Origin of the sequence: Hydrococcus rivularis NIES-593, assembly GCF_001904635.1 — a bacterium.
GTDB lineage: Bacteria > Cyanobacteriota > Cyanobacteriia > Cyanobacteriales > Microcystaceae > Hydrococcus > Hydrococcus rivularis.
Genome location: NZ_MRCB01000013.1, coordinates 1 through 12,348 on the forward strand (window position 1 = coordinate 1; position 12,348 = coordinate 12,348).

The following is a 12,348-nucleotide window of genomic DNA, read 5'->3' on the forward strand; positions in this document are numbered from 1 at the left end:
CGGCGAAGATACTGGTCGGGTCGCTGACTGGGACAATAGTTCGATGCCAGGTTAAATTTTAAAATTAGAGCTTTTCCTTGTTCATGGGAAAAGCTCTAATTTTTTGTCACGTTTTAGTATAGTTCTCGTTATGATCGCTAGAGACAGGCGCATGGTGAGGCACGCTAACTGTTTCTTGAACGACAATTCCTCCCATAACCATTTCTTGTACTAGGGGAAGGAAGGCAGCGATCGCGTCTGCGGTATCGATAATTGTTATTACCATTGGCAAATCTGAGGAAAGTTCTAGAATTCTGGCAGTATGAATACTGTGATGGTTCCGCTTTCCATAACCAACTACTCCTCTAGTGACGGTCGCTCCCGCGAGTCCTCTCTGCTGTGCTTTTTCAACTAAAGCAAGATATACGGGTTTTCCATGCCACCGATCTGACTCGCCTACATAAATTGTCAGCCGTTCTAAAGTCTTCATTGTCACTTTCTCATTAAATTGCTTTTGAATTCGCGTCGCACAATTTCAGATCGACAAAGTCACACAGTTTTTTGATTTTTGTCTGTAATAAAAACATCTATCTATTTCAATTATGGAGAAAAAAAACGAGAAAGATTGTTGGGAATTTACAGAGATTAATTAAGTTGCTTCCAAACGCTTATGGGAGCTTTCTGGCTAAAAAGCTGCCGATTTCCAGACTCAAAAACCCTAAAACAGCACTTCCTAACCAGTAAAATAGGGCTAGCCCTTTATTTCCTGACTGTAAGAGGACAGAAGTATCCAAAGCGTAGGTAGAGAATGTGGTGTAAGATCCCAAAAAGCCTACAGCAATTAACAGGCGCAGGTCTGGGGAAGTGATAGTTCGCTCTAGGGTTAGGGTGACAAAAAAGCCCATCACTAAAGCACCCGTAATGTTAATAACAAACGTGCCAAAGGGAAAACTTGTTCCTAAAGTGCGAGCCAAGAATAGGGTTAGGTAGTAGCGACTTAAAGCACCAGGAATAGAGCCAAGACTGATTGCAAAAGAAGCACGAATCACTGGATCGGATGGAAATACTAGACCCAGCGTTTTACTCAACCCACCTAGCAACGTGTGAAATAAACTAGCTAGCATTCATAACTCCTGGAATTGAGGCAAGGTTTTGAGCCATATCTATCTAAAATAAAATCTAGATTATACGCGATCGACAAATCTTAACTTATTATTCCTTAATGTATTTAAAAAGCTTACACCTGCGCGCATTCCGAAACTATGCAGACCAGCAGGTAGAATTTAACGCCCAAAAGACGATTTTGGTGGGAAATAATGCTCAGGGAAAGTCTAACCTACTCGAAGCAGTAGAATTGCTGTCAACTTTAAAAAGCCACCGAGCTAGTCGCGATCGCGATTTGATTTTAGAAGGCGCTGGGGTAGGTCAAATTCTGGCTACTCTAGAACGCAATTATGGACAGTCCGAACTAGCAATCACATTGCGTTCTTCGGGACGGCGTACCTTAGCACGCGATGGAGAACCTTTACGCCGCCAGCTCGATTTTTTAGGCGTTCTCAACGCAGTTCGGTTTTCTAGTTTAGATTTAGAGTTGGTACGAGGCGCCCCAGAATGCCGTCGCAATTGGTTAGATGCCCTTCTTGTTCAATTAGAGCCGATTTATGCTCATATTTTGCATCAGTATTACCAAGTTCTCAGGCAGCGAAATGCGCTTTTAAAAGACATTCGACAAAAAGAAACTGCCGCGCAAACGCAAGAGTCTCAAATAGCCAAAATCGACCGCGATTTTTCGCAATTGGATCTGTGGGATAAGCAATTGGCGGAGATAGGTTCGCGGGTGACGCGGCGACGCGCTAGAGTGCTAGAAAGACTTGCTCCTCTCGCTCAAGCTTGGCACAATAATATTAGTGGTAAAACCGAAATTTTAGAGATTAAATACGTCCCCAATATTATTTGCATGGGTAACGATGCAGCAAGCGTGCAACAAGCTTTTCTAGAAAAGATCGAACAGCGTCGAATTGCAGAACAGCAGTTGGGGACGACAGTAGTAGGTCCCCATCGGGATGAAGTGGAGTTGATAATTAATCAAACGCCAGCGAAATCTTATGGTTCTCAAGGACAACAACGAACTTTAGTACTTGCCTTGAAACTAGCAGAGTTAAAACTGATTGAGGAAGTAATCGGAGAATCGCCTTTGTTACTTTTGGATGACGTTTTAGCAGAACTCGATCCCAATCGTCAAAATCAATTGCTCGATGCGATTCAAGGTCGTTTCCAGACTCTGATTACTACAACTCATCTCAATTCTTTTGATGCTCAGTGGCTCAAGTCTTCTCAAATCTTTTCAGTTAAAACAGGAAAGATTATGAACTCAGTTTTTTCTTAACATAAATTGGACTTAAAGATAATAAAAATGCTAGAAAGGCTAAAGCTATAAAAAAAAGAAATGCGATCGCTGCCTTATAATACTTAATTTCCACTAACCCCCAATCAACCATAGATTAGCGTTTTTGAAATAAAACCGATAAAGATGGCAAAAGTGTAATGGAAAATGTTGACACGATCGACTGGCTGAAATGGCAAAAATACTATACAATCACCAGAGCGAATAGCTATGTAGTTTAAAGTGGCATCAAAAGAAAAATTCGCGAACGGGAAATCATTAGACCTTTTGCATAAATCAAAAAATTTGATTCAAATGCTTCTTAAAAGGGAAAGGTTAAAGGGAAAATTAACCCCTTCCCCTTTTCCCTTTCCCCCTTCCCCGACTTCTGCAAGAAGTCTATTAATTAAGCGTTTCTTGAGTACTCTGATGACAGTGCCCATTGCTAGTAGTAGCTGCTGGTTGGCTCGACCCCTTCACGCCCAAATAACCGCATACTGTCAATTTTCTGCCGACGCGATCGCTCAAAAGGAATCTCTCCTCGCCTCCTCGCTCAAAGGCAGTGCCAATGCCCAAAAAGAGTACCAAGCGATCGTGCAAAAACACGCCGATTGGTTGCGTCAGTGTCGCGCCAACACTTGGCCCCAAGAACAGGCAATTTGGTTGCGTCTCTATCCCTGCGACGTGCGTCCCGGCGCGATCGATGCCATTTTAGACCGGATCGTCAACCGAGGCTATAACGCCGTTTATGTAGAAACCTTTGGCGACAGTCAAGTCTTGCTGCCTCCTGCTAACAATCCGACTTCTTGGGATCCCGTAGTCAAAGCACGCGGCGCAGAAAATGTCGATTTGTTGGCACAAACGATTGAAAAAGGGCGAGCAAGGGGGCTAAAAGTTTATGCTTGGTTGTTTACAATGAATTTTGGGTATGTTTACGCCCAGCGTCGCGATCGCCAAAACGTCCTTGCCCGCAACGGTCAAGGAGAAACTAGCATCGCCGTAGTAGACGACCAATCGCAAGCCTTCATCGATCCCTATCATCCGCAAGCACAAGAAGACTACGCGCGGGTTCTTGTCGAAATTCTCAAAAGACGACCCGATGGCGTTTTATTCGATTACGTGCGCTATCCGCGCGGAACGGGAGAGCGATCGGCGGCTGACGATGTAAAGGACTTGTGGATTTTCGGAGAAGCTTCTCGGCAAGCCCTCTACAATCGAGCACAAAACAATAAAGGTCGCGCTTTAATCGAGCGCTATTTAGATCGGGGCAGGATCTCTGCCGCCGATGTCGCCGCTGTCAATAAAATGTATCCCGATGAAGGCGCTCCTTCATGGCAAGGGCGCACCTCGTCTTCTGAGAGCGTCCAGCAATTAAATTGGGATTTGTGGCAGCTCAGCGTCGCTCATGCCGCTCAAGGCGTACTTGATTTTGTTTCCCTTGCTGCCTACTACGTCGAACGCCAAGGGATTCCGGCTGGAGCCGTCTTTTTCCCAGAAGCCAACCAAGTCGTCGGTCGAGGAGGATATGACTCTCGCTTGCAGGCGTGGGACAAATTTCCCGCATCTATGGAGTGGCACCCCATGTCCTATGCGATTTGCGGTAATGCCAATTGTATTGTCGAGCAAGTGAAACGAGTGCGGAGTATGGCTCCTTCTCAAACTCTAGTCGCTCCGGTGCTGGCAGGTTTCTGGGGGAGAAGCTACAATAACCGTCCTTCCCTGGAGGAGCAAATGCAAGGAATCCGTGCCGCATTGCCGCAAGTAAATTCCGTCAGTCATTTTGCCTTTCCCTCGATAGAGCCTGAATTCGATCGCGAACGCCGATTCTGTAAGTTGCAGTAAATTTCCCACTCACCCTAAACAAAACTCAGGATCGCTTGAGCAACGCTGGCTGCATTTTCTTCATGAATGCCTAAAGTACCGGGGAGCCGAACCGTCCGAATCTTGGAGAGACGCGCGATCGCTTCCATGTCTCCTTTCGAGACGGGGGGCGCTTGTTCTGCCAGAATTAGCAAAATGGGAATGGATAGCGATTGGATATCAGCTAGGAACTCCGAGCGAGTTTCAACCGGATCGATCGCCCCGGTAACAAACGCTGCCGGAGCAAATCGAGCGCCCGGTTGTTGAGTAATTTCTCGTTTCTCGGCGATGAATTCCGGGGTGAGGCGAGTGGAATCGACATAAACGTGCCGACTGTACATGAAACGGAGAAATGATGGGGTCGTGTTGAGTTGGTAGAGAATTTCTCCCAGAATTGGCGATCGCACTAATTGTCTGACCCCTCCCGCGATCGCCTTGGGGACTCCCATCGCCCGCAAAGGACCTCGCCAAGTCGGAGCTACTAAAATCAATTTGGATACGGTTTCCGGGCGTTCTTTTGCCAGTTGTAAGGCGTAGCCCGCTGCATGACCTGCCGAGACGACGATAACGGGCGTGCTGAAGACGGAGCGTACAAAATCTTGTAGCAATTTGTGGTAAAGGCTTGGTTGATAATCTAAAGGTGGACGATCCGATTGACCGAATCCCAACCAATCGAGGGCGACAACTTGAAACTGAGAAGCCAGCGATCGCGCAATTTCTCCCATTTCCGTGCGCGTGGAAACCGTGCTAAAGGCAGGAAGTAGCAGGACTGGCATTCCCTGACCGAGAGTTTCATAAACAACCGTTACTGGCTGTCCTTGCCAGTTCCACGAATATTGCTCAACCGTACCGCCGATAGCATTAGCGGATGTAGGGGAAGATTTTGATAAGGCTGTCATAATTGATTCGTTGTGGATAATAGCGTCGCTAATAGTCACTCTACATCCGATTGTAGGAGACTAAATTCCCGATCCTATATCATTTTTCATTCATTAATGACAGAGCTAGTCGATCGCCCTCACCCCCAATCCCTCTCCCTATTTGGGAGAGGGGAGAAGAATGTATATCCTGACTAATGAAAATTGCTATTATCTATCTAAAGATATGTAACTGATTGAAACTTTTATTCTTTTTTTATCAATTTTTTTTCTTAATTCTAGTTAGTAATCTAAAAAAAAATTAAAATTTCATTAAAGATCTTTGATTTGTCAAAATGAATTCATTTACCAAATTGAAGATTCTCTTATTCTTAAAGAAGAAGACAACATTAGGACAGAACAATGTCTAAAAAAAATGTCGTAGCCCTTCTCGAAGCAGGCGGACAAGACAAAAATATACAAGCCAAATATGATGCCATCAAAACTAAGGAGGAATTTGTAGCACAAGCAGTAGCCGATGGTTTTGTGTTTACCGTTGAAGAACTCGATGCCATTTTGAAAGAAACTGGCGATTCATTCGAGCGGACGGGAAATCCAGCCAAACGGGATATTTGGTGGAAATAAACTTAATCTTTTATTGTATTAGAGAAACGTTTCGGGTTTGTAGCGGCAAAGAAGACTCTTAGAGAGTTCTAGCTCGGCTATAAACCCGATTTCGTTATTGTTAACGCGATCGCAGTTTTGTCTGATTTGTTCTATTTACCGCAAGGCAAGCAAGAGAGAGGAAGCATCGAGCATTTCCCAAATTTTGCCACGAAAGCAACGAGTGTGAGTTTAGACTAGGATAGATAAGATCTGAGCAACACTTGAGGTTGACATTGTGGTATCGGCAATTCCTGAAACTCAAACCCAGGCATCTACTTGGCAGTGGCAAAATTGGAACGGTTTGCCTTATCTAACCTGTAGTTTATTGCAAGACTGGCAGCATGGATTTTTTACCCAACAATTTTATCCCAATGGGCCAGAAACATTAGCAAAAATCTTAAACCCCGATGCCAAAGTATATCGAGTCAAGCAAGTTCACGGAAACCGGGTGTTAACAGCCGGAGAAATCGAACAGGAAATTCGGCAACAAAAATTAGAAGCTCCAGAAAATAGATTTCCTCCTGCCGATGGAATCTTAAGCGATCGCCTCCAGCAAGCCATTTGGGTGGCGAGCGCAGACTGTACGCCAGTGCTTATTGGCGACGGACAGACGGGTATGGTATCGGCAATTCATGCGGGTTGGCGGGGAACGGCGCAGCGGATCGTGCCAGAAGCGATCGCTCGTTTTGTCGAATATGGAAGCGCTCTAGAAAACCTCCGCATTGCTCTCGGACCAGCGATCGCGGGTGTGGTTTACCAAGTCTCAGAACAGGTTGGCGCTGAGGTGGGAGCGAGTTTGATTTCAAAAGAGCTTGCCGATCCCCCAGATGCAATTTTAGCGGCTCTCAAGAGCCTTCCCGATCCGCCTATCCTCGACGATCCCCATCCAGGACGAGTGCGTTTAGACGTGCGCAGAGTCAATTATCTTCAGCTAATCGAACTGGGTATTCGTCCCGAACAAATCGCGATCGCGCCTCAGTGCACTTATCAGCACCCAGAATATTTCTTTTCCTATCGTCGCACCAAAGCGAAGAAAGTTCAATGGTCGGGAATTGTCAGTAATACCAATTCTCTCAAATCCGGCAACAGATAGGTAATGGATGGAATGATAAATTTGGTTAATTTTCTCTAGCTAGTTGGGTGGGGCATTGCCCACCCATGCGGTTTTTACCCTTCCTTGTATGCCTCCATACCCTCGCAAGAACAAACTAAATTTCTGTCTCCGTAGGCATTATCGATTCGTCCTACAGGCGGCCAGAATTTGTATTCTTTTGTCCAAGGTGCGGGATAAGCAGCTTGTTCGCGGGAATAGGGACGATTCCATTCCCCTGCAATCAGCACTTCTGCCGTATGGGGCGCATTTTTGAGGGGATTATTTTCGGGATCGATCTTGCCCTGGGCAATGGCTTCGACTTCCTGATAAATAGCAATCATTGCATCGCAGAATCGGTCTAATTCATCCTTAGACTCGCTCTCTGTCGGTTCTACCATCATCGTTCCCGGTACGGGCCAAGAAACGGTAGGCGCATGGAAGCCATAGTCCATTAGTCGCTTAGCGACATCTTCCACCTGAATGCCTGCCTGTTTCTTGAGGGGGCGCAAATCGATTACGCATTCGTGGGCGACTGTCCCCTCCTTGCCTTTAAACAGGACGGGATAGTAAGATGCGAGACGATGGGCGATATAGTTAGCATTGAGAATCGCCACTTTAGTTGCTTCTGTCAGTCCTTGCGACCCCATCATGGCGATATACATCCAGGAAATCGTCAGAATGCTCGAACTTCCCCAAGGGGCAGCAGAAATCGCGCCAATCGATTGTTTAGGCTGGTCATTGCTGTTGTTTTCAAACAGATAACCGTTCGTTCCGACGGATATTTCGGGTAAGAAGGGGACGAGATGAGCCTTTACGCCAATCGGACCCATGCCGGGACCGCCGCCGCCGTGGGGAATGCAGAAGGTTTTGTGCAAATTGAGGTGACAGACATCGGCACCAAAATCCGCAGGACGGCACAATCCCACTTGGGCATTCATATTTGCCCCATCCATGTACACTTGTCCGCCGTGACGGTGGACGATCTCGCAGATTTCGACAATCCCTTCCTCAAATACGCCGTGGGTAGAGGGATATGTAACCATCAAGGCAGCGAGATTATCGCGATGCTTGTCGGCTTTGGCCTTGAGGTCGTCAAGATCGATATTCCCATCGCGATCGCAGTTTACCGCTACTACCTTCATCCCGCACATCACCGCACTAGCCGGATTGGTTCCGTGGGCGGATTCGGGAATCAAGCATATATTGCGATGTCCTTCCCCTCTGGTTTGGTGATACTTGCGAATGACTTGCAGTCCCGCATACTCTCCTTGAGATCCGGCATTCGGTTGTAGAGAAATGCCATCAAAGCCAGTAATTTCAGCTAGCCAGCTTTCCAACTGTTGGAAGAGGATCTGATAGCCTTCGGCTTGCGTTAGCGGCACAAAAGGATGCAGCTTACCAAATTCCGCCCAAGTTACGGGCATCATCTCAGCGGTCGCATTCAGCTTCATCGTACACGAACCCAAAGGAATCATCGACGTATTGAGAGCCAAATCCTTGCTTTCTAGACGATGCAGGTAACGCAGCAATTCTGTCTCCGAATGATAGCGATTAAAAACGGGATCGGTCAGATAGCTGCTAGTCCGGGTAAAAGTTGCCGGAAATTCAAATTCTGCCTCTTGCAGCAATTCTTCTAGCGAGAAGGGCAACGCTTCCTGGCGTGCAAAAATTTGCCATAGATCGATTAAATCTGGTACTGTCGTAGTTTCATCTAGGCTAATGCCGATTGAGTCTTCATCGAAGTAGCGTAGATTAATCTGACGAGCTTCTGCCGCCCTAATAATTGCCCTTGCCTTACCATTGCCTACGCCAACTCGTAGGGTATCGAAGAACGGTTCTGATTCGATCTTGTAGTCAAGACGCTTTAATCCTTCTGCCAGGATGACCGCCAACCGATGGACTCGTTGGGCAATCTTTCTAATCCCTTCGGAACCGTGATAGACGGCATACATAGAAGCTATAACTGCCAATAGGACTTGGGCAGTACAAATATTACTGGTAGCTTTATCCCGACGAATGTGCTGTTCCCGCGTTTGCAGTGCCAATCGCAAAGCTGGCTTGCCCTGCGCATCTTTGGAAACCCCAACGATACGCCCTGGAATCTGACGTTTATATTCCTCTTTGGTCGCGAAGTAAGCAGCATGAGGGCCGCCATATCCTAACGGCACGCCAAAGCGTTGCGTGTTTCCGACGGCAATGTCTGCCCCAAATTCGCCAGGAGGAGTCAGTAGCGCTAGACTGAGAAGATCGGCAGCTACTGTGACTAAAGCGCCAGCTTCGTGCGCCTTGTTAATAAATTCGCGATAGTTATAGATAGTGCCATCGGTAGCTGGATACTGGAGGAGTACGCCAAAGACGGGTCTCTCGAAGTTAAAAAGACGATGATCTCCGACAATAACCTCAATGCCTAGAGGGTTAGCACGAGTTTTGACGACTTCGATAGTTTGGGGATGACAGCTACTAGAGACGAAAAAGGCATTTGCCCCCTTTTTTGACAACCCATAGCTCATGCTCATCGCTTCGGCGGCGGCTGTCCCTTCATCGAGCAAAGAGGCATTAGCAATTTCCAAACCTGTCAGTTCGATAATCATGGTTTGGAAATTCAACAGAGCTTCTAGCCGTCCCTGGGCAATTTCTGCTTGATAAGGGGTGTAAGCGGTATACCAACCAGGATTTTCTAAAATATTGCGCTCGATGACGGGTGGGATGATGCAATCATAATATCCCATGCCGATATACGAGCGGAAAATCTGGTTTTTGGAGGCAATGGACTTCAACTGCGCCAAAGCCGCGTATTCACTTTGTGCCTCCGGTAATTGCAGGGGTTGAGCGAGTCGAATCGCTGCCGGGACGGTTTTTTCGATGAGCTGCTCTAGGGAGGAAAATCCCAAGACTTCAAGCATTTGCTCGATTTCATTCGAACTCGGACCAATGTGCCGTTTGACAAATGAATCGGTAGGCGCTAAGGAAGTTTCTGGTGATAAAGGGTGTTGTCGTTGATTTGTCTGTCGATCGACTGCGATCTCCAAATTAGGCATATCTAGGACGAATTGCTATAAGGGTTGTCGGGTGTTGCCAGGATCGATCCTAGCGCTACCTCTTTATTATTTTGTAACAAAATTAAGATTCGCCTTCGACGTGCGATCGATACTCGTCCGCAGATAGCGTGTGGGCAAGTGCCGTGTCGGGATCGCTTACTCGAACTTTTAATAACCATCCTTCGCCATAAGGATCGTCAGCAACGAGTTCTGGCGATTGAACCATAGCGTCGTTTCGTTCGATTACTGTACCAGAGACGGGAGGATATAAATCCTCAACAGCTTTAACTGATTCAATCGTACCGAAGCTTTCGCCAACTTTTAGCGTCTCGCCAACTTCTGGCAATTCTAGAAGAACGATATCGCCGAGTTGATCGATGGCAAAGGCACTGATGCCAATGGTAGCGATTTCGCCTTCTAGACGAACGTATTCATGAGAGTCGAGATATCTGAGATCGTCTGGATATTCTAGTTCCATTTTCTATCCTCTAAATCCGCAGCAAAGCTTAGTTTACAATGTCTTTGCTATCAGTTATTAGATTTTGTTTTCCTCGCTTGGGTAGTCACTTTCCTTTTTTGTCTCTTATCCTTAGAAGTATAAGGACTTATCAAGTTTATAGTTTAATTTTATTTATGGCTGGTCTTGGAGACATCGTTCAAAAAGCATTTTATCTGGGTGTAGGACTCGCTTCCTACACTGCTGAAAAAGCAGGCAGTACTTTAGCTGAGCTAAAGACTCAAGCTCAAAAGCTCGCAGACGAGATGGTGGAGCGAGGTGAGATGACCACAGAAGAGGCACGCAAATACGTTGATGACATGATTAAACAAGCTCAACAGCAACAGTCCATCCGTGAGTCAGAAAGGTCTGAATCTAAGTCTAGAGAACCTCGTCCGATTGAAATTGTTGTCGAAGATGAGGAATCGCAACAATCTGAAACAGAAGATCTAGATGCTTTACGCCGACAGGTGCAATCCCTTCAAGAGGAACTGAGCAAGCTTAGACGCGATAGCTAAGTTGCTCAATTTTGCCCGCTTAGATTCGATAGTTTTTGAGAGAGAAAAGTTTCTCTTTCTCGCCTCTAAAATGTTTAATTTTTTATTCAGAGATTGTCCATGGAAGACTGGCAAAAAGATGTTTGGAAATTGCTAGAGAGTACGGCAGATGCCATCGACCGATTTTTCCAAGATGTTAGTCAGGAAACGATCGATGTTGCCGAACAAGTCAAAAACGAGATAGAAAGCACCTTAGCGCAGTTTTTGCACAATTGTCAGGATTTTTTAGAAGTGGCAATCGATTGTGAAAATGAGTTTTTTTTCTCAGAAAGATTAGACCTACTTTTTAACGAGGATGAGGATTGGATTTTCCAAGAAAGTTTAGAAGAGTTCGGATTAACATTCAATCCCAAAATAGAACCTTCTTTAGAAACTCACCCTGCATGTATCGGGTGTCGCCACTATCATGGTCGAGTATACGGAGAAAATTTACTTGTCTGTGGAATGCATCCTTACGGTTGGGACGATCGCAATTGCCCTGATTGGGAAAATATTCAATAAGATTTTTTTAATTCATATTTTGTAACTCATGGATCGAGATTTTTGAATCTGACTTAAGATTGATGGTAGAAGAGCGAGTTACTTCGATAATAGGATGTAAAAGCACCGTAGGGAAGTTTTGCCGTTGTGTTCCCTTACTATACGTTGAAGGAGAGCGATGTCAAACGTGTAGGCGGTGGAGATAATAAACAAACCTTACAAAGGCGGTGTGGAGTTTTTATCGCTTCCTCCACTTTATTGCTATCGAAGGGAGACTAAACTCTCTATCAGAACGGTCGTAGATAGCAAACGTGTCAACCCCTGTTTTAGCTAGCTAAAGATAACATAATCAATAAATACTTAAAACTTAAAACACCTTGGATAGTATTATCCAAGGTGTTTATCTAAATAGTTTTTTCAAATAGAAGCCGCGATCGCTAGACCAAAAATAATAGAATTGGTGGAGATAAATAAATTCCTCCACCTAATTTAGGTTACCCAAAAATTCCGTAAATCTGTCTTTTAGATTTTTAACTTTCACCACTCTGTTTCTGAAGCTTGCTCGTAAGGTTCTCCTTCAAACGGTTGTAAACCAATGTTAGGATATTCATCGTCATTGGGACCAAAAATTCGAGCAAATGCTTCTGTAAGATATTGAACGAAGTTTTGTAAAAAATTGGTAATAGTCATATTCTTTCCCTCCTATTTTGCTTGAGAACTTTGATTAAACTTTGGTGGATGAAGAGAAGAAATTAATTCAGTCTCTACTTACCCTTGAATTCAGTCTCTACTTACCCTTGATTATCTGATTATCTCGATCGAATTAAAGATTGACACCCAATCGAAATAATTATTGAAGGATTGTTAGATTACTTTGTTTTTTCCTGTCGCTTGTTTGTATTTTTACGAAGTTATATGTAGTTTTAAGCTTGATGGACT

General features: G+C 45.2%; 12 protein-coding genes. 6 read left to right on the plus strand and 6 right to left on the minus strand.

Annotation, left to right across the window (positions count from 1 at the left end):
* Positions 1 to 106 precede the first annotated feature (106 nt).
* Positions 107 to 469, minus strand: coding sequence for a DUF190 domain-containing protein (locus tag NIES593_RS12035; RefSeq protein ID WP_073599813.1), 363 nt, complete (start codon positions 467 to 469; stop codon positions 107 to 109).
* 178 nt (positions 470 to 647) lie between these two features.
* The gene (gene crcB, locus NIES593_RS12040) at positions 648 to 1,103 is read right to left on the minus strand and encodes a fluoride efflux transporter CrcB (protein WP_073599814.1); all 456 of its coding nucleotides are present in this window, start codon (positions 1,101 to 1,103) and stop codon (positions 648 to 650) included.
* Positions 1,104 to 1,201: 98 nt separating this feature from the next.
* Here crcB and recF point away from each other — a divergent pair, with 98 nt between their 5' ends.
* Both recF and NIES593_RS12050 read left to right on the plus strand, forming a co-directional pair.
* On the plus strand, positions 1,202 to 2,365 hold the full coding sequence (gene recF / locus NIES593_RS12045; protein ID WP_073599815.1) for a DNA replication/repair protein RecF: 1,164 nt from the start codon (positions 1,202 to 1,204) through the stop codon (positions 2,363 to 2,365).
* 426 nt (positions 2,366 to 2,791) lie between these two features.
* Positions 2,792 to 4,204, plus strand: a complete 1,413-nt coding sequence (locus NIES593_RS12050) for a family 10 glycosylhydrolase (protein ID WP_073599816.1) — start codon at positions 2,792 to 2,794, stop codon at positions 4,202 to 4,204.
* A gap of 14 nt (positions 4,205 to 4,218) precedes the next feature.
* On the opposite strand, the gene NIES593_RS12055 is transcribed toward NIES593_RS12050, so the two are convergent.
* Entirely contained in the window at positions 4,219 to 5,121 is a 903-nt protein-coding gene (locus tag NIES593_RS12055) for an alpha/beta fold hydrolase (protein WP_073599817.1), read from the minus strand.
* Positions 5,122 to 5,502: 381 nt separating this feature from the next.
* Here NIES593_RS12055 and NIES593_RS12060 point away from each other — a divergent pair, with 381 nt between their 5' ends.
* Both NIES593_RS12060 and pgeF read left to right on the plus strand, forming a co-directional pair.
* Positions 5,503 to 5,724, plus strand: coding sequence for a Nif11-like leader peptide family natural product precursor (locus NIES593_RS12060; RefSeq protein ID WP_015145534.1), 222 nt, complete (start codon positions 5,503 to 5,505; stop codon positions 5,722 to 5,724).
* 253 nt (positions 5,725 to 5,977) lie between these two features.
* Entirely contained in the window at positions 5,978 to 6,838 is an 861-nt protein-coding gene (gene pgeF / locus NIES593_RS12065) for a peptidoglycan editing factor PgeF (RefSeq protein ID WP_073599818.1), read from the plus strand.
* A gap of 74 nt (positions 6,839 to 6,912) precedes the next feature.
* Here the strand turns inward: pgeF and gcvP are convergent, their stop codons facing one another.
* On the minus strand, positions 6,913 to 9,876 hold the full coding sequence (gene gcvP, locus NIES593_RS12070) for an aminomethyl-transferring glycine dehydrogenase (protein ID WP_073599819.1): 2,964 nt from the start codon (positions 9,874 to 9,876) through the stop codon (positions 6,913 to 6,915).
* An 82-nt stretch (positions 9,877 to 9,958) separates the two neighbouring features.
* The gene (gene gcvH, locus NIES593_RS12075; protein ID WP_073599820.1) at positions 9,959 to 10,354 is read right to left on the minus strand and encodes a glycine cleavage system protein GcvH; all 396 of its coding nucleotides are present in this window, start codon (positions 10,352 to 10,354) and stop codon (positions 9,959 to 9,961) included.
* A gap of 155 nt (positions 10,355 to 10,509) precedes the next feature.
* Between gcvH and NIES593_RS12080 the strand changes: the two genes are divergently transcribed.
* Both NIES593_RS12080 and NIES593_RS12085 read left to right on the plus strand, forming a co-directional pair.
* Positions 10,510 to 10,890 (plus strand): phasin family protein, encoded by a 381-nt coding sequence (locus NIES593_RS12080; RefSeq protein ID WP_073599821.1) that lies wholly within the window; start codon positions 10,510 to 10,512, stop codon positions 10,888 to 10,890.
* A gap of 99 nt (positions 10,891 to 10,989) precedes the next feature.
* On the plus strand, positions 10,990 to 11,430 hold the full coding sequence (locus NIES593_RS12085) for a hypothetical protein (protein ID WP_073599822.1): 441 nt from the start codon (positions 10,990 to 10,992) through the stop codon (positions 11,428 to 11,430).
* Positions 11,431 to 11,946: 516 nt separating this feature from the next.
* Here the strand turns inward: NIES593_RS12085 and NIES593_RS24140 are convergent.
* The gene (locus tag NIES593_RS24140) at positions 11,947 to 12,099 is read right to left on the minus strand and encodes a hypothetical protein (RefSeq protein ID WP_175561114.1); all 153 of its coding nucleotides are present in this window, start codon (positions 12,097 to 12,099) and stop codon (positions 11,947 to 11,949) included.
* Positions 12,100 to 12,348 lie beyond the last annotated feature (249 nt).

Coding starts and splice junctions, on each gene's coding strand:
- NIES593_RS24140 (WP_175561114.1), bottom strand. CDS start 12,099: ATGACTATTACCAATTTTTTACAAAACTTCGTTCAATATCTTACAGAA.
- recF (WP_073599815.1), top strand. CDS start 1,202: ATGTATTTAAAAAGCTTACACCTGCGCGCATTCCGAAACTATGCAGAC.
- NIES593_RS12055 (WP_073599817.1), bottom strand. CDS start 5,121: ATGACAGCCTTATCAAAATCTTCCCCTACATCCGCTAATGCTATCGGC.
- NIES593_RS12035 (WP_073599813.1), bottom strand. CDS start 469: ATGAAGACTTTAGAACGGCTGACAATTTATGTAGGCGAGTCAGATCGG.
- NIES593_RS12060 (WP_015145534.1), top strand. CDS start 5,503: ATGTCTAAAAAAAATGTCGTAGCCCTTCTCGAAGCAGGCGGACAAGAC.
- gcvH (WP_073599820.1), bottom strand. CDS start 10,354: ATGGAACTAGAATATCCAGACGATCTCAGATATCTCGACTCTCATGAA.
- NIES593_RS12085 (WP_073599822.1), top strand. CDS start 10,990: ATGGAAGACTGGCAAAAAGATGTTTGGAAATTGCTAGAGAGTACGGCA.
- NIES593_RS12050 (WP_073599816.1), top strand. CDS start 2,792: ATGACAGTGCCCATTGCTAGTAGTAGCTGCTGGTTGGCTCGACCCCTT.
- gcvP (WP_073599819.1), bottom strand. CDS start 9,876: ATGCCTAATTTGGAGATCGCAGTCGATCGACAGACAAATCAACGACAA.
- NIES593_RS12080 (WP_073599821.1), top strand. CDS start 10,510: ATGGCTGGTCTTGGAGACATCGTTCAAAAAGCATTTTATCTGGGTGTA.
- crcB (WP_073599814.1), bottom strand. CDS start 1,103: ATGCTAGCTAGTTTATTTCACACGTTGCTAGGTGGGTTGAGTAAAACG.